Source organism: Streptomyces sp. NPDC047130, assembly GCF_040643475.1.
GTDB lineage: Bacteria > Actinomycetota > Actinomycetes > Streptomycetales > Streptomycetaceae > Streptomyces.
On sequence record NZ_JBEYUK010000034.1, the window covers coordinates 42209 to 64457 of the forward strand.

Annotated in this window: 14 protein-coding genes and 1 pseudogene; 4 read left to right on the forward strand and 11 right to left on the reverse strand. The window is 74.7% G+C overall.

The genetic code is table 11. The annotated features are described in order from the left end of the window. Positions 1-66: 66 nt before the first annotated feature. The 8 genes and pseudogenes from hutG to ABZ836_RS27945 all read right to left on the reverse strand — a co-directional run bounded on the left by hutG (position 67) and on the right by ABZ836_RS27945 (position 7293). Complete coding sequence (gene hutG, locus ABZ836_RS27910) at positions 67-1104, reverse strand: formimidoylglutamase (RefSeq protein ID WP_356133393.1); 1038 nt, start codon at positions 1102-1104, stop codon at positions 67-69. Continuing rightward, entirely contained in the window at positions 1101-2792 is a 1692-nt protein-coding gene (gene hutU, locus ABZ836_RS27915; protein WP_361146676.1) for a urocanate hydratase, read from the reverse strand. Before hutU ends, hutG begins: the two co-directional genes overlap by 4 nt. A gap of 231 nt (positions 2793-3023) precedes the next feature. Further along, on the reverse strand, positions 3024-3851 hold the full coding sequence (locus ABZ836_RS27920; protein WP_356133389.1) for an IclR family transcriptional regulator: 828 nt from the start codon (positions 3849-3851) through the stop codon (positions 3024-3026). Positions 3852-3933: 82 nt separating this feature from the next. Then, positions 3934-4188: a triose-phosphate isomerase gene (locus tag ABZ836_RS27925; protein ID WP_361146679.1), complete on the reverse strand. Its 255-nt coding sequence runs from the start codon at positions 4186-4188 to the stop codon at positions 3934-3936. Further along, positions 4185-4319, reverse strand: coding sequence for a hypothetical protein (locus ABZ836_RS27930; protein ID WP_361146710.1), 135 nt, complete (start codon positions 4317-4319; stop codon positions 4185-4187). Before ABZ836_RS27930 ends, ABZ836_RS27925 begins: the two co-directional genes overlap by 4 nt. A gap of 61 nt (positions 4320-4380) precedes the next feature. Further along, positions 4381-4560: pseudogene (locus tag ABZ836_RS27935) on the reverse strand (hypothetical protein); the annotation flags it as partial. Between the two features lie 80 nt (positions 4561-4640). Further along, positions 4641-5234: a hypothetical protein gene (locus tag ABZ836_RS27940; RefSeq protein WP_356133387.1), complete on the reverse strand. Its 594-nt coding sequence runs from the start codon at positions 5232-5234 to the stop codon at positions 4641-4643. A 457-nt stretch (positions 5235-5691) separates the two neighbouring features. Beyond that, entirely contained in the window at positions 5692-7293 is a 1602-nt protein-coding gene (locus ABZ836_RS27945; protein WP_361146682.1) for a PucR family transcriptional regulator, read from the reverse strand. Between the two features lie 145 nt (positions 7294-7438). Between ABZ836_RS27945 and ABZ836_RS27950 the strand changes: the two genes are divergently transcribed. From ABZ836_RS27950 to ABZ836_RS27960, 3 genes are all read left to right on the forward strand, one after another. Further along, on the forward strand, positions 7439-8941 hold the full coding sequence (locus ABZ836_RS27950; protein WP_361146685.1) for a CoA-acylating methylmalonate-semialdehyde dehydrogenase: 1503 nt from the start codon (positions 7439-7441) through the stop codon (positions 8939-8941). Between the two features lie 13 nt (positions 8942-8954). Continuing rightward, positions 8955-10322 (forward strand): aspartate aminotransferase family protein, encoded by a 1368-nt coding sequence (locus ABZ836_RS27955; RefSeq protein ID WP_361146688.1) that lies wholly within the window; start codon positions 8955-8957, stop codon positions 10320-10322. Between the two features lie 106 nt (positions 10323-10428). Beyond that, positions 10429-11919 (forward strand): gamma-aminobutyraldehyde dehydrogenase, encoded by a 1491-nt coding sequence (locus ABZ836_RS27960; protein WP_361146691.1) that lies wholly within the window; start codon positions 10429-10431, stop codon positions 11917-11919. 72 nt (positions 11920-11991) lie between these two features. Here the strand turns inward: ABZ836_RS27960 and ABZ836_RS27965 are convergent, their stop codons facing one another. Next, the gene (locus ABZ836_RS27965) at positions 11992-12546 is read right to left on the reverse strand and encodes an XRE family transcriptional regulator (protein ID WP_356133379.1); all 555 of its coding nucleotides are present in this window, start codon (positions 12544-12546) and stop codon (positions 11992-11994) included. Positions 12547-12552: 6 nt separating this feature from the next. After that, the gene (locus tag ABZ836_RS27970; RefSeq protein WP_361146695.1) at positions 12553-14991 is read right to left on the reverse strand and encodes a helix-turn-helix transcriptional regulator; all 2439 of its coding nucleotides are present in this window, start codon (positions 14989-14991) and stop codon (positions 12553-12555) included. Positions 14992-15607: 616 nt separating this feature from the next. Between ABZ836_RS27970 and ABZ836_RS27975 the strand changes: the two genes are divergently transcribed. Further along, complete coding sequence (locus ABZ836_RS27975) at positions 15608-18508, forward strand: AAA family ATPase (RefSeq protein WP_361146698.1); 2901 nt, start codon at positions 15608-15610, stop codon at positions 18506-18508. 114 nt (positions 18509-18622) lie between these two features. Here the strand turns inward: ABZ836_RS27975 and ABZ836_RS27980 are convergent. Beyond that, a partial coding sequence (locus ABZ836_RS27980) for an SDR family NAD(P)-dependent oxidoreductase (protein ID WP_361146701.1) occupies positions 18623-22249 on the reverse strand: 3627 nt, incomplete at its 5' end.

Sequence of the window (22249 nt, forward strand, 5' to 3'; positions counted from 1 at the left end):
CGATCCGGTGGATCAGGCGGGCGCCGGCCCGGGCGGTGCCCGGGCAGTGCGAGCCCGCGGGCGGGGTCACGCCAGGGCGGTGGCGATCCGGTGGATCAGGCGGGCGCCGGCCCGGGCGGTGCGCCGGTCCACGTCGAACTCGGGGTTCAGTTCGGCGACGTCGCAGACCAGGAGCTTGCCGCTCGCGGCGACCCGGTGGCAGACCCGCTCCACGACCTCCATCGGCACCCCGTAGGCGGCGGGCGCGCTCACCCCGGGCGCGACGGCGGCGGGCAGCACGTCGAGGTCGATGCTCAGGTGCACGACGTCGCAGCTCGCGAGGAAGTCGTCGACGAACCGCTCGGCTTGGTCCAGGTCGGTCGCCCCGCAGTCGGTGTCCGGCAGCCAGCGGACGCCGAGCCGTTCCGCCGTGGCGAACAGCCGCCGGGTGTTGCTCGGCTGGCTGATCCCCAGCACCCGGTAGGTGAACTCCCGGCCGTGCCGGGCCTCGTCGCGCGCCATCTGCAGGAAGGGCGTGCCGGAGCTGGGCCGGTCGTCGTCGCGCAGGTCGAAGTGGGCGTCGAGGTTGAGCACCCCGGGACGGGCGCCCTGGCGCAGCGCGCGGCTGCGCGCCAGCCCGAGGTAGCTGCCGTACGCCACCTCGTGGCCGCCGCCGAGCACCATCACCGGGTGGCCGCGGTCGACGAGGGCGGCGACCGCGCGTCCCAGGCGCTCCTGCCCCGCCTCCAGGGCGTCGTCGTCCTCCCCGGCGACCTCGACGTCGCCGGCGTCGAGCGCCCGCAGCGGCTTCGGCAGCGCCATCGACGCGAGCGCGTGGCGCAGGGCCGCCGGGCCGGCGGCGGCGCCCGGCCGGCCCTTGTTGCGGCGTACGCCCTCGTCGCTGCGGAAGCCGACGAAGGCGATGTCCCCGGGCGCCGCCTCGCGGGGGTCGAGGCGGACGGCCCCGTGCCAGCGCAGGTCCTCGGCGCCGGGCCCGTCGTCCCGCCCGGTCCAGGGCTGCGCCGGCACGTCCTGCGGATCCGGCAGGTTCGGCAGGTCGGACAGGTGCGTGGGGACGGGCCGGGTCTCCTGGCGTGGTGCGGGTCGGCTCGGCGCGGCGCTCACGCGGCACCGCCGTCGGTCTCCGCCATCGGGATGCGCACGCCCCGCTGCTGGGCCACCGAGGCGGCGTGCTGGTAGCCGGCGTCGACGTGGCGGATGACGCCCATGCCGGGGTCGTTGGTCAGGACGCGGGCGAGTTTGCGGGCGGCGAGTTCGGTGCCGTCGGCGACGCAGACCTGGCCGGCGTGGATGGAGCGGCCCATGCCGACGCCGCCGCCGTGGTGGATGGAGACCCAGGAGGCGCCGGAGGCGGTGTTGACCAGGGCGTTGAGCAGCGGCCAGTCGGCGATGGCGTCGGAGCCGTCGAGCATCGCCTCGGTCTCGCGGTAGGGCGAGGCCACGGAGCCGGAGTCGAGGTGGTCGCGGCCGATGACGACGGGCGCGGACAGCTCGCCGGAGGCGACCATCTCGTTGAAGCGCAGGCCGGCGCGGTGCCGTTCGCCGTAGCCGAGCCAGCAGATGCGGGCGGGCAGGCCTTCGAACGCCACGCGTTCGCCGGCCATCCTCAACCAGCGGTGGAGGTGTTCGTTCTCCGGGAAGAGCTCCATGACGGCCTTGTCGGTGGCCTCGATGTCCTTCGGGTCGCCGGAGAGGGCGGCCCAGCGGAAGGGGCCGAGGCCCTCCTCGAACAGGGGTCGGATGTGGGCGGGCACGAAGCCGGGGAAGTCGAACGCCCGCCCGTAGCCGGCCTTGCGGGCCTCGTCGCGGATCGAGTTGCCGTAGTCGAAGACCTCGGCGCCGGCGTCGAGGAAGCCGACCATCGCCTCGACGTGCCGGGCCATGGAGGCGCGCGAGCGCTCGGTGAAGCCGGCCGGGTCCTTGCGGGCCTCCTCCTGCCAGTCCTCCACGGTCACGCCGACGGGGAGGTAGGCCAGCGGGTCGTGGGCGCTGGTCTGGTCGGTGACGATGTCGATGGGCGCGCCCCGCTCCAGCAGGTCGGGGAAGACCTCGGCGGCGTTGCCGAGCACGCCGACGGAGAGCGGCCTGCGGGCGTCGCGGGCCTCCACGGCGAGGCGGAGGGCGTGGTCGAGGTCGTCGGCGGCGACGTCGAGGTAGCGGTGGGCGATGCGGCGCTCGATGCGGCTCGGGTCGACGTCCACGCAGATGGCGACGCCGTCGTTCATGGTGACGGCGAGCGGCTGGGCGCCGCCCATGCCGCCGAGGCCCGCGGTGAGGGTGATGGTGCCGGCCAGGCTGCCGCCGAACTTCTTGCGGGCGACGGCGCCGAACGTCTCGTAGGTGCCCTGGAGGATGCCCTGGCTGCCGATGTAGATCCACGAGCCGGCCGTCATCTGGCCGTACATGGTGAGCCCGCGGGCCTCCAGGCTGCGGAACTCCTCCCAGTTGGCCCAGTCGCCCACCAGGTTGGAGTTGGCGAGGAGCACGCGCGGCGCCCACTCGTTCGTCCGCATCACGCCGACGGGCTTGCCGGACTGCACCAGCAGCGTCTCGTCGTCCTCGAGCGTCCTCAGCGTGCGGACGATGGCGTCGTACGCCTCCCGGTTGCGGGCCGCCTTTCCGGTGCCGCCGTAGACCACGAGGTCCTCGGGGTGCTCGGCGACCTCGGGGTCGAGGTTGTTCATGAGCATGCGCAGGGCAGCCTCCTGCTGCCAGCCCAGGCAGGTGAGTTCGGTGCCGCGCGGCGCGCGGACGGCGCCGGGGGCCTGGGCCTCGGGAGAGACGCCGGTCATGTGCACTCCTTGGGGAGGGGTGGGGCGGTTGCTCCGCCATGACACGGCAGCGCCGGGCGCGGGACCAGCGCCGAGCCCGCGGATTCTCGGATCCGAGACCGTTTCGGCTCCGGCTCCGGCTCGGCTCGGCTCCGCTCCGGGGTCCGGGGTCCGGGGGTTCTCAAGGTCCGGGGTTCTCGAGGTCCGGTTCCACGCCGGGCCGAGCCGGGCCGGAGCAACGGTCGGCCGGTTCTACGCGTCGGCGGTTCGCGGCGCGTGCCCCGAGACGGCCGCGGTGAGTCGTGCGGCGCCCCGGCGGAGGGCGTCCCGGATCTCGTCCGTGTCGTGCCGGGCGTGGTGGAGGCGCCAGGTGGTGCTGATGGCCGTGATGGGCCGCTCCAGGTGGTCGAACGCCGCCACTCCCATGGAGCAGAACCCGCGGGTGACGAGTTCGATCTCCTGGGACCAGCCGCGCTCCCGCTCCTGGGCCAACTCCTCCGTGAGCGCGGCCAGGGTGCGCGGGCCCTTGCCGGTCCGGGTGGTGAGGTCGCCGGGCCGGGCGAAGAGCGCCCGGAGTTGCGCCGGGGAGGAGTGGGCGAGGATCGCGCGCCCGTTGGCGGTGAGGTGGGCCGGCAGGCGCACGCCGACATCGGTGACGAGCGCGATGTCGACGTCACCCGCCCGGCCCGCCGGCGGACGCTCCTTGAGGAGGTAGACGGTTTCCGCGCCGTGGAGGATGCCCAGGTGAACGGTCTGCCCCAGGCGCCGGGCGAGCGTGCGCAGGACAGGCCGGGCGAGCCGCTCGAGAGGCTCGTGGCGCAGGTAGGCGGACCCCACTTCGAAGGAGGTGACCCCGAGCCCGTACGCCTGCTCCGACGGCACGTAGGTGACGAACCCGCGGTCGGCCAGCACCGTGAGGATGTGGTACGCGGAGGACCGCGGAATGCCGAGGTCGCGGGCGAGCGTCGCCGCCCGCACCAGCCCGGGACGCTCGGCGAGGTGGACCAGGATGTCCAGGGCCCGCCCGACGGCGGGCGAGGCGCTGGACGACGTGCTCGTGGCTGCCTTGCGCTCGCTCACCGGGTCGCTCCTCGCTGTTCACGCACGGGCGAGAAGTTACCGGAGCGGAGAGGCGGGTTCCGTCCGCGCGGGGCTGCCGACCTCACGTCCCGGGGAGAAGTTCGTCTCCGCCGTAGAGGAAGCGGACGTCGTGGCCTTCGGTGGCCTCGCGCAGTGCGCGCAGGACGTGGCCGGCGTGGGCGGGCTCCGCGGGGCGGGATCCGCCGATGGTCCGGCCCGGCTCGTACAGGAACAGCAGGGACCGCCCGGCCGGGACGGCGTCGGCGACGGCCCTGGCCCGGGCGGTGGCCGGTGCCGCCGCCTCGTGCGAGGCCGCCTTCCGGTCGGTGGATGTCATTCGAGGTTGGTGTGGCGGGCGTACATCTCGGCCGGGTCGACGTCATGGGTGCGCTGGGCGGCCAGGATCAGACAGTCGAAGAAGACCAGAGCGCCCTGTTCGAAGAGGGTGCCGACGAACTGCGTACTCACCGAGGTGGACACGGATGTCGGCGAGTCGGGCCAGCGGGGAGTCGAGGTTCGCCGTCACGGCGGCGATGCGGGCGCCGGCCCGCCGCGCCGCCTCCGCACGCTGCACGACCGTCGAGGTGTGTCCCGACCCGCTGCACGCCACCAGCAGGTCACCCCCGGCGATCGCCGGACGGCGCGGGAGGAGGCGGAGGCGTGTTCTGATCGACCATCCTTGGATCCCTTCATGCAGCGGGTCGTTCATTTGGACCGGATTCCAGGTGTTTCGTGGTGGGGGACGGGGACGGTTCAGGAGTCGGCGGTACGGTGTCCGGGGGACCGCCGTCAGACCGACGTGATCTCCAGGATCACCGTGCTGTAGATGCTCTGGACGGTTCCCAGGCCGAGCGTGCACTGGAGCACCTGGGTCGCGGGACCGGTCTGGGTCAGGAGCACGGTGTCGCCCTGGAAGAGGCCGGAGGTGACGGTCCCGGTGATGACGACCTGCAGCAGCGCGCCCACCACGGTGGTGTTGAAGTTCGCCGAAACGGTGCTGGTCTGCCCGGTGTTCCAGGTGATGCCGATCGTCATGCTGCCACCGGCCAGCAGGTCGAGGCAGGAGCGTTCCCGGGGCGGGTTGACGACCGTGGCCGACCCCGAGGTGATGCCCGGCTGCGACAGCGAGACGCAGGGGCCCAGTTGGTAGGAGACGGAGGACTGGGAGGTCTGCGGCGTGTTGGTCAGCGGCGGGCTGTAGCTGGAGACCGCGCTGCTCGGCGGGGTGCAGGTGACGTCGAGCAGGCCGGAGGAGGAACTCGTGGCCGCGCCGGCCGGTGCCGCGGTCAGCAGGGCGCCGACCAGCAGGCAGGCCGCCGAGAGCAGCCTGACGAGCCTGCTCCGGAGGAGGCTTCGGGGAGGTGAGGTGGGGCTGGGTGACATGACTGGTCCCTTTCCGTGCGTGATGCGTCAGGGCGGGGGGTGGGAGGGTTCCCGACGGCTGCGAGGCCGTGGTCCACGGCATCCCGGCCGGTGCACACGAGGCTGCTCCTCGGGGGGAGCGACGGACAGGGTGTGCGGGGGCGCCGATGGTGTGAACGGAACGCCCCCGCGCGAAAGGGGAGTCGACCACCGCGCGATGCTCGCGCTGGGCCGTGACCGGGTCCCGGAGACCGCCGGTCCGGGCGGCGGTCAGCCGGTCGGGGGTGGTCGGCACCCCGCGCCGCGGCAATCACCCGCCGCCGGGGCGCCGTCGGGGTCGTCACCGGGGTCGCCGCCACGCCCTCACCACCCTCGGCGGAGGCGGACTGCTCAACGGCGGGCCGCCCCGGGGGCGGAGGCAGGCGGCCGGGCGACGCGGCGGTGCACCTCGGGGCGGCTGCGCTCCGCGAGTCCGTCCTCAGCGGGCGTCGATGATCATGAGGGCGGTGTGGAGGGAGGTGCGCGAGGCGGGGTCGTCCAGGGAGACGCCGAGGATGCGCTCGACGGCGTGCAGCCTGCTGTAGAGGGTGGGGCGGCTGAGCCCGGTCAGCCGGGCCGTGCGGGTCTTGCTGCCGCCGCCGTCGAGGTGGGTGCGGAGCAGGTCCAGGAGGCTGTCGCCGGTGCGGACGTCGTGGTCGAGGAGGGCGCCCAGTTCGGTCTGGGCGAACCGCTGCACGCGGTGGTCCTCGCGGAGCAGGGCGACGAGTCCGCGCAGGCGCACGTCGGTGGAGCGGTAGAGCCGGTTCGTCTCCGGCATGGCGAGGCCCACTTCGGCGACGTGTTCGGCCTCGGCGATGCCCCGCGCCGCGGTGACCAGGCCGGCCGAGGCCGCCGCGGTGCCGGCGGCCCATGTCTCCGCCTCGGCCTTGCCGGCGAGCCGCTCGGCCAGTCCGGAGCAGATGGCGCGCAGCACCCGGTCCGCCCCGGTCGCCGGGCAGGAGACGAGGGCCGACACGGTTCCCTCGCGGCGGACGGCGAAGATCGCGCCGGCGCCGGCCGCGGCGACGGCCTGCCGCAGGGAGGCGAGCAGCCGCCGGTCGGTCTCGCCCTGGGCCAGGACGCCGGTGTCGGCCGTCCGTGGGACGCGTACGCAGAGCGGGGCGTAGGCGCTGTTGGGGCGCAGCCCCAGGGAGGTGGCCCTGGCGAGGGCTTCGGTCTCCTCGCTGATCCTGCCGTGGACGAGGTCGTCGAGGAGTCCTCCGAGCGCCTGGACCACGAGGGCTTCGCGTTCCTGCTGGATCATGCGGTGCAGTTGGAGGGACTGGGCGGCGCGTTCCAGGACGGCGCGGGCGCGGGGGTGGGCGGGGCCGTGGCCGGGCATGACCAGGCGTCCCCATTCCTCGGAGCCGACGCCGACGGGCACGGCCGTCCACGAGGGGCCGGGTTCGCGGGCGCCGGCCGTCGGGCTGTGGAGGCGGGAGCGTTCGGCCCACTGGTGGAGCAGCCCTGCGGTGGAGGTGTCGAGGGCGCAGTAGGCGAGGACGTGGCGGCTGAGGTCCTCCAGGACCAGGGAGGCGCCGAGCGTCTGCGCGGCCTTGGTGACGATGTCGGTGGTGGAGGCCCGGGCGAGGTTGAGGGAGGTGAAGACCTCGTGGGTGGTGCGGGCGAACTCGACCTCCTCGTACTGCTCCGCCACGATCAGCCGGTGGACCTGCTGGGTGACCTCGATGAAGCGTGTCCTGGCCGCCAGGGTCACCACGGGGAACGCCAGGGAGCGGGCGAGGGGTGCCAGGCAGTCGGGCGCCGCGTCCAGGAAGGTGCCCAGTTCGACGACGAGTCCGGCGACGTCCTGCTCGGCCAGCATGCCCAGGTACGCCTCGACGGCGCGGGCGTCGCCGGTCAGGGGCGCACCGGTGGTCAGGACGAGTTCGCCGCCCTCCAGGAGGTCCGTCAGGTCCGTCAGGTCGCTGACGTGCACCCAGCGCACCGGGCGGTCGAGGTGGGCGTGGCCGCCGACGACGGCCGGTCTGCCCCTGGCCAGGGCGGAGAGCTGGAGGACTTCCCGGACGGTGGGCTGCATCGACACAGTGTAAAGATCTTCCGGTATCGCTGTACAGACTGTCGGTCCCGGGCGCTGGGAGGCTTCTCGCGGACCCTGCCGCCGCGTTCCGCCGCGGCCGGGTCCGCCAGCTTGTGCGCGACCGGAACAAGGTGAGGGATCAGTGGTGACGACGGACCTGCAGCGCGTCGGACATTGGGTGGACAACAAGCCGTTCGCCGGGAGCGGCGGGCGCACGGCGCCGGTGACGAATCCGGCGACCGGGGCGGTGACCCGCGAGGTGGCGCTGGCGGACGTGGCGGACGCCCGGGCCGCCGTCGAGGCCGCCGCGGCGGCGTTCCCGGCCTGGCGGGACACCTCGCTGGCCAGGCGGACCTCGGTCGTCTTCCGGTTCCGGGAGCTGCTCAACGCGCGCAAGGAGGAGCTGGCGGCGATCATCACCGCCGAGCACGGCAAGGTGCTCTCCGACGCGCTGGGCGAGGTCGCCCGGGGCCAGGAGGTCGTGGAGTTCGCCTGCGGCATGCCCCATCTGCTCAAGGGCGCGTTCAGCGAGAACGTGTCGACGGGGGTGGACGTGCACTCGGTGCGCCGGCCGCTGGGCGTCGTCGCGATCATCGCTCCGTTCAACTTCCCCGCCATGGTGCCGATGTGGTTCTTCCCCATCGCCATCGCGGCCGGCAACACCGTCGTGCTGAAGCCGAGCGAGAAGGCGCCCTCGGCCGCGCTGTGGCTGGCCGAGCTGTGGGCCGAGGCGGGTCTGCCCGCGGGCGTCTTCAACGTGCTGCAGGGCGACAAGCCGGCCGTGGACGAGCTGCTGACGCACCGGGCGGTGAAGGCCGTGAGCTTCGTCGGTTCCACGCCGATCGCCCAGTACGTGTACGCGACGGCCACCGCGCACGGCAAGCGGGTGCAGGCGCTCGGCGGTGCGAAGAACCACGCCGTGGTGCTGCCCGACGCGGACCTGGACACGGCGGCGGACGCGCTGGTCTCCGCCGGTTTCGGCTCGGCGGGCGAGCGCTGCATGGCCGTCTCCGCGGTGGTGGCGGTCGGCGGCGTCGGCGACGCGCTGGTGGCGAAGATCGCGGAGCGGGCGCGCGCGCTGCGCACCGGGGACGGCACCCGGGGCTGCGACATGGGGCCGCTGGTCACCGCCGCGCACCGGGACCGCGTCGCCGGGTACGTCGACCGCGCCGAGGCGGAGGGCGCGACCCTCGTGGTGGACGGCCGCGAGGTCGCCGCGGACGGCGAGGCGGACGGCTTCTGGCTGGGGCCGACCGTCGTCGACCACGTCAGCACCGACATGTCCTGCTACACCGACGAGATCTTCGGCCCGGTGCTGTCGGTGCTCCGGGTGGACACCTACGACGAGGCCCTGAACCTGGTCAACGCCAACCCGTTCGGCAACGGCACGGCGCTGTTCACCAACGACGGTGGCGCGGCCCGCAGGTTCAACAACGAGGTGGAGGTGGGCATGGTGGGGATCAACGTGCCCATCCCGGTGCCCACGGCGTACTACAGCTTCGGCGGCTGGAAGAACTCACTGTTCGGCGACAGCCACGCGCACGGCACCGAGGGCGTGCACTTCTTCACCCGGGGGAAGGTCGTCACCACCCGCTGGCGGACCCCCGCCGAGGGCGGCGTCGACCTCGGCTTCCCGCAGAACGTCTGAGAGGACGACCGTCATGACCGAAGTTCCCGCCGAGTCCCTGCTCGACGCCGCCGCCCGGACCTACGAGCTCGACCGCCGGCACGTCTTCCACTCCTGGTCGGCGCAGGCCGAGATCACCCCGATGGTGATCACCCGCGCCGAGGGCTCCTACGTCTGGGACGGCGCCGGCAACCGCCTGCTGGACTTCTCCTCCCAGCTGGTGAACACCAACATCGGCCACCAGCACCCCGACGTGGTCGAGGCGATCGTCGAGCAGGCCCGCACCCTGGCCACGGTCGCCCCCCAGCACGCCAACGACCGGCGCTCCGAGGCCGCCCGGCTGATCAGCGAGCGCACCCCGGGCGACCTGAACCGGATCTTCTTCACCAACGGCGGCGCCGACGCCAACGAGCACGCCGTGCGGATGGCCCGGCTGAGCACCGGCCGCCCCAAGGTCCTCACCCGCTACCGCTCGTACCACGGCGGGACGCAGACCGCGATCAACCTCACCGGCGACCCCCGGCGCTGGGCCAACGACAAGGCGGACGCGGGCGTCGTCCACTTCTTCGGCCCCTACCTGTACCGCAGCCACTTCCACGCCTCCTCCGAGGCCGAGGAGTGCGAGCGGGCCCTCGCCCACCTCGAACAGGTCATCGAGCTGGAGGGTCCGCAGACCGTGGCGGCGGTCCTGCTGGAGTCGATCCCCGGCACGGCCGGCATCATGCTGCCGCCGCCGGGCTACCTCGCCGGGGTGCGGGCGCTGTGCGACCGGTACGGCATCGTGCTCGTTCTCGACGAGGTGATGACCGGGTTCGGGCGCGCCGGCAGCTGGTTCGTCGCAGAGGACGAGGGGGTGGTCCCGGACCTGCTGACCTTCGCCAAGGGGGTCAACTCGGGGTACGTGCCGCTGGGCGGCGTGGCCATCGGGGAGCGGATCGCGGACCACTTCGCGCACCGCCCGTACCCGGGTGGTCTGACGTACTCGGGGCATCCGCTGGCCTGCGCGGCGGCCGTCGCGGCGATCACCGTGATGGAGCGGGACGGCGTCGTGGACAACGCCCGCCGGATCGGCGAGGAGGTCCTCGGCCCCGGTCTGGCCGCGCTCGCCGCACGGCACCGCTGCGTCGGCGAGGTGCGGGGGCGGGGCGTGTTCTGGGCGGTGGAGCTGGTCGCCGACCAGGTGACCAGGGAGCCCGTGGCGCCGACCGGGGGCGGCAGCCCGGTGATGGCGGAGGCCGTCCGCGCCTGCAAGGAGCTGGGCATGCTGCCGTTCACCAACTCCAACCGGATCCACATGGTCCCGCCGTGCACCGTCACCGACGACGAGGCGCGGGAGGGCCTGCGCATCCTGGGCGAGGTCCTCGGCCGCGTCGACGACCTGCTGGTCAAGGGCGACGGCTGATCCTCGACCGGGTGACGCCGCGGGCACCCCGGCCTCCGGGGTGCCCGCGGCGTCGCGTCCGCACGCATCCTTCCTTCGGTACCGACGAGCTGGAGAACTGACGGCAATGCAGATCGACGCAGACCACTTCATCGCGGGGCGCCGCCGCCCCGGTACGTCCGGCGAGCGGTTCGCGGTGACGAGTCCCGCCACCGGCGAGGTCCTGGCCTCCGGCGTCCTGGCCGGCCCCGAGGACGTGGACGCGGCGGTCGCCGCGGCGCGGGAGGCGTTCCCCGCCTGGTCGCGGGCCACGCCCGCCGAACGGTCCGAGGCACTGTCCCGCTGGGCGGACCGGGTGCAGGCGGGCGACGAGGAGTTCGCCGCCGTCGAGAGCCGCATGTGCGGCAAGCCGATCCGGCTGACCCGCGGGTTCGACGTGCCGGGCACCATCGACAACATCCGCTTCTTCGCCGGGGCCGCCCGCAACCTGGAAGGCCGTGCGTCGGCGGAGTACTCCGGCGAGCACACGTCCTCCGTCCGGCGTGAACCGCTGGGCGTCGTCGGCTCGGTGGCGCCGTGGAACTACCCCCTGCAGATGGCGGCGTGGAAGCTGCTGCCGGCGGTCGCGGCCGGCAACACCGTCGTGCTGAAGCCGTCCGAGCTGACCCCGCTGACCTCGCTGATGTTCGCGGAGGCGGCGCGGGAGGCCGGCATTCCCGACGGGGTGATCAACGTCGTCACCGGCACGGGCCCGGTCGCGGGGCAGGCGCTGGTCGGGCATCCGGACGTCGCCATGGTGTCGTTCACCGGCTCCACCGCGGTGGGCCGGCAGATCGCCGCGCAGGCCGCCGGGACGGTCAAGCGGGTCCACCTGGAGCTGGGCGGCAAGGCCCCGTTCGTCGTCTTCGACGACGCCGACCTGGAGGCGGCCGCCCGGGGCGCCGTCGCCGGAAGCCTCATCAACGCCGGCCAGGACTGCACGGCCGCCACCCGCGCCTACGTCCAGGGCCCGCTGTACGACCGGTTCGTCGGGCGGGTCGCCGAGCTGATGGACGAGGTCCGGCTCGGCCCGGTGGACGATCCCGCCACCGACATGGGCTCGCTGATCTCGTCCCGGCAGCGCGACCGGGTCGCCGGGATGGTCGACGCCGCCCGCGCGGCGGGCGCGACGGTGGTCCGGGGAGGCCGGGCCCCCGGTGGCGGCCTGGCGGGCGGCGCGTACTACGAGCCCACGCTCGTCACGGGTGCGGCGCAGGACTCCGCGATCGTCCAGCAGGAGGTCTTCGGGCCCGTCCTCGTCTGCCTGCCGTTCGACTCCGACGACGACGGCATCCGGCTCGCCAACGACACGCCGTACGGGCTGGCCGCCTCCGCCTGGACCACCAACGTCTTCCGCGCGGGCCGCGCCACCCGCGAGATCCAGGCGGGCTGCGTGTGGGTCAACGACCACATCCCGATCGTCAGCGAGATGCCGCACGGCGGCTTCAAGGCGTCCGGCTTCGGCAAGGACATGTCGGTCTACTCCTTCGACGAGTACACCAACGTCAAGCACGTCATGTCCGAGAACACCGGCGCCGCCCGCAAGTCCTGGCACGACATCGTCTTCACCGGCCGCTGACGGCGCCACGCTCCCGGGCGCGGGCACGGCGCGCCCGGCCCGGGAGCGCGCGGCCCGGGAGCGCCCGGCGGGTCACAGGCTGATGTCGACGTGCTGGACGTCGGTGAACTCCACCGCCAGTCCCTGGGCGCGCCGGTCGTTGTCGCGGAAGTACATGCGGCCCAGGCCCTCGGCCGCGATCTCGCGGAGCCGGTCCTCGGAGGCGCCCTGGTCCCGGGCCGCGAACAGCCGGTCCGCGAACTCCGGCGGCAGCGCCTGGGTGATGTCGCGGATCCGGGCGTCGTCCGTGGTGCCCGGAGCCGCGGTGAAGCCGAACCGGGCGCGGGTGGAGACGACCAGGCCGTCGGTGGAGGCGGCCCTCTCCTTGGCCCTGGCGCGGATCTGCGGCTGCCACCGCTTCCTGACCTCGCGTTCCATGCGCTCGCGCAGGGCGGCGCGGGGCCGTTTCAACTGGCCCTTGACGTAGCGCTCCACGGTGCGCTGGGAGACGCCGAGGGCCCGGGCCACGGCGGCGGTGCCCTTGAGCTGCTTCACCAGGTACCGCATCTGCGCCTGGGCGCTCCGCGGGACGGGGCGGGTGAACGCCGCCTCCAGCGCACGGTCCAGGCCGTCCCCGATCGAGTCCACCGGCGGTTACTCCCCTTCTCCGGCGTTCCGGTCCGTCTTGACGAGGTTGGCGATGTTGAAGACGCCGCCGTGCTCCTCGAACTGCTGCTCCGCCCACAGCACGGTCTCGGTGCCCTGGTGCTTGACCATGCCGGGCGAGACGCCGAGCCGGAAGGTGCCCGGGACCGGCCTGCCGTCGGGGGTGTGGGGCAGGAAGTCGAGGGGGGACGGGCCGGGCGAGGGGTAGACGAGGGCGTCCGTGCCGATGGCGACGGGGTAGACGCCGGCGGTGGCGGCGGTCTTCATCATCTTGCGGTGCATGCTCACCCGCACCCCGGCCAGCACGGCGGCCCGGATGTCCGGACGCCACGTCGGGCGTTCCAGGGCAGGCCAGGGCTCGTAGTAGGGCACCTGGCCGCGGTTGCGCTGCCGCAGCTTGCCGATGCCGCCCTTCGCGGTGGCCTTGACGGCCTTCAGCACCAGGGCCAGCGCCGGGTCGGCGTCCCGTGAGCGGGCCATGGCGTCGAGGAAGTCCTGGCCCCCGAGGTCCGTGGTGACGCCGAGGTCGGCCATCGTCGACACGTAGGCGTCGCGCAGGCGCTTGTACCAGGGGTCGAGGTAGCGGCCGGTGCGGGTGCGCACGTACGCCTCGAGGGGCGCGACGTCGAAGCCGAGTTCCCGGGCGTAGGCGACGGTGGGCGTGGCGTACCAGGCCGGGCCGGTGGGGCGTTCGCCGGTCGGCGTGAACGGGGACGGCAGCCGGTCCGCGTCGACGGTGCGGCCGTCGACCCGCACGCGGCCGAGGTCGACGTGGGAGAGGTCGACCAGCCAGGAGCCGGGGAGCGCCGGGTCGAACGGGGGGTTGCCGGTGAGGTGTTCGGGCCCGTCCAGGCCGACGGTGAGGCCGTTCGCGGCGGCGGCGAAGGCCATGTTGACGTCGATGGCGACCAGGTACGGACGCATGCACTCGTCGTCGGTGAGCGGCCGGCACCAGTTGTACGGCTCCTCCATCAGCATCTCGGCCGGGGTGCGCTGGTGGTGCCGGGGGAACCGGCCCTTGAGGACCGGGTGTTCGTCGGGGACCTCGCACTCCACCACGTCGTACAGGCGGGTGAGGGCGTCGTCGTTGAACGCCTGCCGGAACTCGCCGGTCGCCGGGTCCTTCTCCGCGCGCGTCGGGGGGCGCAGTGCCGTCATCAGCTCGAGGCCGGTGACGGCGGTCGTGCCGCGCGGGGTCATCACCCGCTCGGCGTAGGTGCCGAGGAAGCGGGCCAGGTCGGCGGCGTGCATGGCGGGGAGGCGGGGGTCGTGCCGGTCGTCCCACTCCTCGGCGGGCAGCGCGCCCCAGGCGGGGACGGCGAGTTGTACGCAGCGGCGCCGGGAGCCCTCGGGCTCGCGGTAGACCCGCGTCCACGCCCCGAACCCGCGCTGGGTGAGGTGCAGGCCCGCCCGGGCAATCTGCTTGACCACCTTGTGGCCGGCGGGGAGGCGTCCGGCGCGGCGTTCCTCCGGCGAGAGCTCGGCGGGCAGGCCGTAGCGTTCGAGTGCGGCGGCGGCGAGGACGAGGACGGGGTCGGCGTCACGGCCGTGGCGGTGCAGGCGCGGCTGGCCGAGCCGGGCCTCGGCCAGCGTCCAGTCCACCAGTGCCGGGAGGGACTTGGCGGGCACGTCCAGGACCAGGCCGCCGACGCAGTAGGCGACGACGCGGCCGTCCTCGTCGACGTCCACGACGGCCAGGGGTCCGTTCTCGAAGCGGGGGTCGACGGCGGTGGTGGCGGCGGCCGGCTTCCGCGCCGCCGGCCTCGCCCCCTTCTGCGCCGCCTTGCGGGCAGCGGGCCGCCGCGCGGACGCCGAGGCCCCGCTGCCCGCCGGGGGGGCCGCCCCGACAGCCGGAGCCGAACCCCGGGCGGGGCCCTGGGCCGCGGCGGGGCCCCGGACCGCGGCGGGAGCCGAGCCTGCGGCGGGAGCCGGGCCCGCGACCGGAGCGGGAGCCGGAGCGGGAGCTGAGGCGCCGGCCGGGGCCGGGGCGGGTGCCGGGGCGGGAGTTGCACCCGAGGCGGTGGGCGAACCCGGAGCGGGAGCCGGGGCAGGAGCGGGAGCCGGGGCAGGGTTCGGGACCGCCGAGGCGGGGGCGGGGAGGGAAGCCGGGGCCGCACTCGGGGCGGGAGCCGGGACCGGGACCGAGGGGGTTGCCGGCGGGGCGGTGTCGGGGGCGGGGAAGCGTTCGGCGAGGCGTTCCAGGAGCCGGGCGTAGGCGGCCCGCTGGGGCGGCCGCGGCTCGTTCCTCCCGGACTCCCAGCTCGCGACGGTCTCGCGGCGGGTGTTCAACGCGGCCGCGACCTGAGCCTGGCTCAACCCCGCCGCCTCCCGCAGCCTCCTGCGCTCGGCCGGGGCCGGAAGGTCGTTCTGGGCGACCTGTTCCAGGAGCGCGTCCACCGCGCTGAACAACTGGTCCTCAGTGGACACGGACCTCACCTCCGGCGGCCACCCTACCCCAGTCCAACATCGAACCGCTCTTTCCTTCACGCACGGATCTCACACGAAGCATGCGCCGCGACGGAAAGGGCGAGCAACGGTCGACGCATTTCCCCGGGCTTTCCCCGGGCGTCCGCGAAGGCCCGCGCCCGTGCATTTCGCGGGCCGCTCGAGAAGGCGTCCAGAGCGGCTCGAAGGACGCCTCGGTCCCGCTGTGCGGGAGAACGGGTCCGCGACGGCCTCCGCGAGAGGCCGGCGGCAGGACGCGTCGTGGCCGGAAACCGCCCCGTCGCTCTCCGGCCAGGGAGAAGTCCCGGTCCCGGGGGTCGCGGACGCGTCGGCGCAGCACGGGGCCGCCGCACCGACGGGATTGCGTCACGGCGTCGGCGGGGGCGCTCCGCCGCTCCGCCCCGATGACCTCTGTTGCTTCTCCGGAGTCAGGCATGCAAATCTGCCGACGGTTTGACTTCGGCATTGCCCCGGTTTTGAGAATTTTTATCTGAGCCGGGAATCCGCGGGCCGGTATGTCCGGCGGCGCGGACGGGGAGCGGCGTCGGATCGGCACCACCGCTGGTCCGGAACCGTAGACGGGGAGGCGGAACCAGTCGTGCTGATCGAACGAGTCAATGAATTCGCCCGGCTCCGGCGGGACCTGCACGAGTGCGCGCACCAGAGGAAGGGCCATGTGGCCCTGGTGACCGGTCCGGTCGGCAGCGGGAAGACGCAGGTGCTGGAGACCTTCCACCGGGGCGCGGTCGCCACCGGCGCGCGGGTGCTGACGGCCGCCGGGTCCCGTGCCGAGCAGGGCCTGCCCTTCGGCGTGCTCGGGCAGCTCCTGCACGGTGCCCGGCTGGCGGGCAGCGACACGACGCGGGCCGAGAAGCTGATGCGCGAGGCCGCCGACGTCGTTCCCGCGGCCGAGGCCGGGTGGGAGGCGGCGGACGAGCTGCCGGCCGAGGGCGCCCTGTGGGCACCGCTGTCGCGCGAGGTGTTCGCGACCCTTCTCGAGCTGGTCGACCCGGGTCCGCTGGTCCTGGTGGTGGACGACCTGCACCACGCGGACGCGACGTCGCTGCATTCCCTCCTGTACGTGACGCGGCGGCTGCAGCACGTGCCGGTGATGGTGCTGCTGTCGGAGGCCCTGACGTCCCGTCCGGCGAACCCCTTGTTCCACGCGGAGCTGCGCAGCCGGCCGCGCCTGACGCAGGTGGCCTTGCCGCCGCTGACCGCGGACCTGGTGGCGCGGGCGCTCCCCGCCCGCGCCGGGGGACCGCAGGGCGCGGCGGGCGGCGAGGCGCTGGAGGAGGCGCGGCGCCTGGTGGGGACGACGGGCGGCAGTCCGCTGCTGGTCCAGGCCCTGCTGGCGGAGGAGGGGCGCGAGGGCGAGGGCGGCGGGTCCGCCCCGGAGCCGCGCGCCGGTGACGCCTTCGGCCAGGCCGTGCTGCACAGTCTCTACCGCCACGAGCCGGAGGCGCGGAAGGTCGCGCAGGCGCTGGCGGTGCTGGACCGGTCGGCGTCGCCGGAGCTGGTCGGCCAGCTCCTCGGCATGCCGCCGGGCTCCGTGGCGTCGGCCCTGCGGGTGCTGCACAGTTCGGGGCTCGTGGACACCGACCGGCTGCGGCACCCGCGCATCCTGCAGTCCGTCCTGGCCGACACGCCGGCCGAGGTGCGGCAGCGGCTGCACGAGCGGGCCGCCAGGGCGTTGCACGAGCACGGCGCCGCGTCGAGCGTGGTGGCCGGGCACCTGGTCGCCTCCGGGTGGACGGGTGAGGAGTGGGTGGCGCCGGTGCTGCGGGACGCCGCCGAGCAGTCCCTGGCGGCGGGCCGGCCCGATCTGTCGGTGGCGTACCTGCGGCTGGGCCGCGGGGCAGGCGCCGACGAGGGGCGGCGCGGCGCCCTGGCGACCATGCTGGTCGGGGCGCGCTGGCAGGTGAATCCGCTGGCGGCCGACCGTGATCTGGACATGCTGGTGCAGTCGGCGGGGGCCGACGAGGACCCGGCGCCCGCGCCCGTCTCGGCGGTGCCGTACCTGCTGTGGCAGGGGCGGGCGGAGGAGGCCGCCGACGCGGTCGCCCCGGGCCGGGAGGCGAGGACCGCCGCGCCGGGGAGGGCGGCGCCGAAGGCGGGCGGGGCGGCGGGTGCCGTGGACGGCCGGCTGCAGGCGATGCGGCTGCTGGTCTCCCTGTCGCACCCGGACTTCCTGGTGTCGGTGCGGGAGTCGCGGGACCGGTGGAGCCGGGCGGCCACCGCGCCGCACTCGGTCAGCCCGCTGCTGCAGGCGGTCTCGGTGCTGGGCAGTGCTCTGCTCCCCACGGAGGGGGTGGACAGCGCGGCCGCCGCCGAGCAGTTCCTGCAGCGGCACCACCTGGACCGGGGCAACCGCGGTCTGCTGGTCGCCCCGCTGCTGGCGCTGCTGTACGGGGGGCGCGCCGGCCGGGTCGTGGTGTGGAGCGACACGCTGCTGGGCCGCCCGGAGGCCCGTCACACCCCGGTGTGGCGGGGTGTGGTGCAGTCGATCCGCGCGGAGGCGGCGCTGCGGCTGGGCGACCTGGCCGAGGCGGAGCAGGGAGCCCGTGCCGCGCTGGAGGGTCTGCCGGTGCCGGCGTGGGGGGTGGTCGTCGGCGGGCCGCTGGGCACGCTGATCAGCTGTGCGACGGAGACCGGCAGGCATGCCGAGGCCGAACGCTGGCTCGCCGAGCCGGTGCCGGAGAGGATGTTCCGCACCCCGATCGGCGCGCACTACCTGGTCGCCCGGGGATCGCACCATCTGGCGATGGGACGCCGGCAGGCCGCCTCCTCGGACTTCCAGCGCTGCGGCGCCATGATGCGGGGCTGGAACCTGGAGGCGTCCGGGCTGGTGCCGTGGCGGCTGGAGCTGGCCCGGGTGCAGATGGAGCTCGGGGAGCGGACGCTCGCCGCGCAGCTCCTGCGGGACCAGCTGCACGTGTCGCAGGGGCTGGACGAGCGGACGCGGGGCCGGGCGTTGCGCCTGCTGGCCTCGACCGCCGCGCCCGACCACCGGCGCAAGCTGCTCTCCAAGGCGGTGGAGCTGTTCCAGTCCTGTGGCGACCGGCAGGGTCTCGCCCGGGCGCTGGCCGACATCGACCAGGTGATGCGGCAGTCCGGGGAGACGGGTCACGCCCGGCGCTTCCTGTTCCGCGCGGACGAGGCGGCCCAGGGTGCGGACACCGCTTCCTGGGTGCGTCAGGCGCAGGAATGGCAGGTCGGCCAGGGCGGGCAGGGCGGTCAGGGCGAGGCGCAGGCCGGGGAGGGCGGTGACCGGGACGACGTGCTGAGCGAGGCCGAGCTCCGGGTGGCGGTGCTGGCCGCGCGGGGGCGGACCAACCGGCAGATCTCCGACGCGCTCTTCATCACGGTGAGCACGGTGGAGCAGCATCTGACGCGCACCTACCGCAAGCTGAACGTGCGGCAGCGCACCGACCTGCCGAGCTGGCTGCTGGCGGTGGACGGCGACCAGCCGCGGAAGGTGCAGGAGAAGGTGAGCTGACCCGCTGACGGCACGACGGCGTGGCCCGGACCGGTGGTGAACCGGTCCGGGCCACGCCGTTGTGCTGTCGCTGTCGTGGTGTCGCCGTCGTGGCGTCGCCGTCGTGTCCGGGGGTCAGTCGTCCAGGCCCGCGCCGAGCTGTTCCCGGATGAGGTTGATCAGCTCCTCGTCGTCGTCGGTGGCGGCGATCCGGTCGGCCACGGGTTCGTCCGCGGCGGCGGTGTCGGCCGTCGGGGCGGTCCTGGTGTTCCGGCCGGCCGGGCCGGTCGCCGTCCAGCTGTCCAGGAAGGCCTGGAGACGGACGGTGAGGCGCGCCTTGGACAGTTCGTCCGGCGGGTTGTCGGCCGCCACGGCCTCCAGGGCGTCGAGCGCGCCGATGAGCGGGGCGACGTCGGTGACGGGCGCGGCGCCCGGGAGCGTGCGGTGCAGGTGCTCGGCGAGGGCGGCCGGGGTCGGGTGGTCGAAGACGAGCGTGGCCGGGAGGGGCTGCCCGCACTCGCGGGCCAGCAGGTCCCGGAACTCCACCGCGGTGAGGGAGTCGAAGCCGAGGTCGCTGTAGGGCCGTGAGTCGTCGATCTGCTCGTCCGGGGCGTACCGCAGGACGACGGTGAGGGTGCGCCGGATCAGCCGGCCGAGTTCGGCCAGCCGTTCGCCGGCGCTCAGGCCGGCGAGCCGTTCGCGCAGGCCGGTGTCGCCCTCGTCGTCCGGGTCGTCGGCGGTCAGCGCGTGGACCGCCTCGGGGAGTTCGCCGAGCAGCGGGCTGGGCCGGCCGGAGGTGAACACCGGTGCGAAGCGTGCCCAGTCGACGTCGGCGACGGTCAGCGCGGACTCCCCGGCGTCGACGGCCTGGGCGAGCGCGGCGGTCGCCAGCCGGGGGTCTAGGGGGGTGATGCCGCGGCGGAGCAGGAACTCCTCCGCCTCCCCCGTCGCGGCCATGCCGGATCCCGCCCAGGGTCCCCAGGCGACGGAGGTGCCGGCCAGCCCGCGGTCCCGGCGTGCCCGGACCAGCGCGTCCAGGTAGGCGTTGCCCGCCGCGTAGAGGGCCTGTCCGCCGCTGCCCCAGGTGGCCGCGATGGACGAGAAGACCACGAAGAGTTCGAGGTCCGCGTGCGTGTCGGTCGCGGTGGTCAGCGCGTGCAGGTGGGCCGCGCCGCGGACCTTCCCGCCGGTGACGTCCGCGACGGCGTCGGGGCCGGTGTGTTCGACCAGTTCCGACTGGGCCACGCCGGCGGCGTGGACGACGCCGGTCAGCGGCAGGTCCGCCGGGACGGAGGCGAGGAGTTCGGCCACCGCCTCCCGGTCGGAGACGTCGCACTGCGCGACGGTCACCCGGGCGCCCTTGGCCTCGAGTTCGGCGCGCAGTTCCGCGGTGCCGGGTGCCTGGGGGCCCCGGCGGCCGGTGAGCAGGAGGTGTGCGACGCCGCGGTCGGCCAGCCACCGGGCGGTGGCGGCGCCGAGGGCGCCGGTGCCGCCGGTGACGAGCACGGTGCCGGGCCGCGACGGGGTCCAGGCCGGCGCGTTCTGCTCCGCGCGGTCGGCCCGGACGAGGCGCCGGCCGAGGACCCGGCCGCCGCGCACGGCGACCTGGTCCTCGCCGGTGACCCCCGCGAGGACGGCGATCAGCCTGGCCGGGTTGCAGTTCCCGTCGGCGGGCAGGTCGATCAGGCCGCCCCAGCGCTTGGGGTGTTCGAGGGCGGCGACCTGTCCGAAGCCCCACAGCTGGGCGTGGTCGGGCCGGGTGACCCGGTCGCCCGCGTTGACGGCGACGGCGCCGCGGGTCACGCACCACAGGGGCGCGTCGATCCCGGTGTCGCCGAGGGCCTGGACGAGGGCGAGTTCCATCGGCAGGGCGGCGTGCGGTCCCGCCACGTGGACGATGCCGGTGACGCCGCCCGTGACGGCTTCGGCGGAGGCGCGGAGCCGTGCCGCCACGTCGTGCCGGTCGGAGCGGGCCGTGTCCACCGCGAGGCGGACGACTTCGGCGCCGGCGGCCCGGAGCGCGTCGCCGACACCGGCGTCGTCGTCGCAGTCGCCCGTCTCGATGACGAGCAGCCAGGTGCCGTCGAGCGCGGTGTCCGGGACCACGACGGGCCGCCAGTCCACCCGGTAGCGCAGCCCGGCCAGTTCGGAGTCCTCCCGGGTGCGTCTGCGCCACGTGGAGAGCGCCGGGAGGAGGGTCCCGACCGCGTCGGGGACGTCGGGCAGTCCGATGGTGTCGGCGAGTCCGGCGAGGTCCTCGTGTTCGACGGCCTCCCAGAAGCGGGCCTCGTCCTCGTCCCGGTGCCCGGCCGCACCGGCCTGCGTGGTGTCCACCGCCGGCTCGGGCCAGTAGCGCTCCCGCTGGAACGCGTACGTCGGCAGCTCGACGGGACGGCCCTCGGGCAGCAGAGCCGACCAGTCCACCTCCACGCCGGAGACCCACAGGCGTCCCAGCGCGGCCGTCACCGACTCGCACTCGTCCCGGTCCTTGCGCAGCGACGGCACGAACACGCCCTCGCCCAAGGACTGCTGGGCCAGCGCGCACAGCACACCGTCGGGGCCCAGCTCGAGGAAGCGGGTGGCGCCGGAGTCGTGGGCCAGGCTCACGGCCTCGGCGAAGCGGACGGGTTCGCGGATCTGCCCCACCCAGTAGTCCGGGCCGGCCATGTCGCCGGGGGCCGTGGTGACCACGGGGATGGCAGGGGCGTGATAGGTCAGCGACTTCGCGACGGCGGCGAACTCGTCGAGCATCGGCTCCATCAGGTGCGAGTGGAACGCGTGCGAGACGACCAGCCGCTTCACGCGGACACCGTCGGCGCGCAGCCGCTGTTCAAGGGCCTCGATCGCGTCGACGTCACCCGACAGGGTCACGGAGGTGGGGCCGTTGACGGCCGCCAGGTCCACGCCCTCGGGCAGGTCCAGCCGGTCCTCGGAGGTCTCCACGGCGAGCATCGCGCCGCCGGACGGCAGCGCGTCCATCAGCCGGCCGCGCGCCGAGACGAGGGCGCACGCGTCGTCCAGGGACAGCACCCCGGCGCAGTGCGCGGCGGCCAGCTCCCCGATGGAGTGGCCCACCAGCACGTCCGGGGTCACACCCCAGGACTCCACGAGCCGGAACAGCGCCACCTCGACGGCGAACAGGGCGGGCTGCGTGTACACGGTCCGCGCCAGCAGCTCCGCGTCGTCGCCGAACACCACGTCGCGCAGCGGCCGTTCGAGGTCGACCCGGGCGCACACGGCGTCGAAGGCGTCCGCGAAGACGGGGAATGCGTCGTACAGCTCGCGCCCCATCCCGACCCGCTGCGCGCCCTGGCCCGAGAAGAGCAGGGCCAGGCCGCCGGATCCGATCCGGTCCCGCACCACTCCGCGGGCCTGCTCGCCCGCGGCCAGTGCGCGCAGCCCGTCCAGCAGTTCCGCACGGTCGGCGCCGGTCACCACCGCGCGGTGGTCGAGTCGGGCACGCGACAGCAGGGTGCGGGCCACGGCTGCGGGGGCCGGCTCCGGCCTTCCGGTGAGGAATGCGCGCAGCCGGTCCGCCTGCTCGGCCAGTGCCGCGGCCGACCGGCCCGACAGCAGCCAGGGCGCGGCGGCGCCGTCCGTCGGGTCGGCCGTGTCGTCCTCGGCGGACGGTGCGGCCGGGGCGGAGGGTGCGGCTTCCAGGATGACATGGGCGTTGGTGCCGCTGATGCCGAACGAGGAGACACCGGCCCGGCGCGGACGGTCCGCCTCGGGCCACTCCCGCGCCTCGGTCAGCAGCCGCAC

Excerpts from the sequence above, each read along its gene's own strand:
- hutU (WP_361146676.1), bottom strand. The coding sequence starts at position 2,792 with ATGACCGGCGTCTCTCCCGAGGCCCAGGCCCCCGGCGCCGTCCGCGCG.
- ABZ836_RS27925 (WP_361146679.1), bottom strand. The coding sequence starts at position 4,188 with ATGACATCCACCGACCGGAAGGCGGCCTCGCACGAGGCGGCGGCACCG.
- ABZ836_RS27940 (WP_356133387.1), bottom strand. The coding sequence starts at position 5,234 with ATGTCACCCAGCCCCACCTCACCTCCCCGAAGCCTCCTCCGGAGCAGG.
- ABZ836_RS27945 (WP_361146682.1), bottom strand. The coding sequence starts at position 7,293 with ATGCAGCCCACCGTCCGGGAAGTCCTCCAGCTCTCCGCCCTGGCCAGG.
- ABZ836_RS27955 (WP_361146688.1), top strand. The coding sequence starts at position 8,955 with ATGACCGAAGTTCCCGCCGAGTCCCTGCTCGACGCCGCCGCCCGGACC.
- ABZ836_RS27960 (WP_361146691.1), top strand. The coding sequence starts at position 10,429 with ATGCAGATCGACGCAGACCACTTCATCGCGGGGCGCCGCCGCCCCGGT.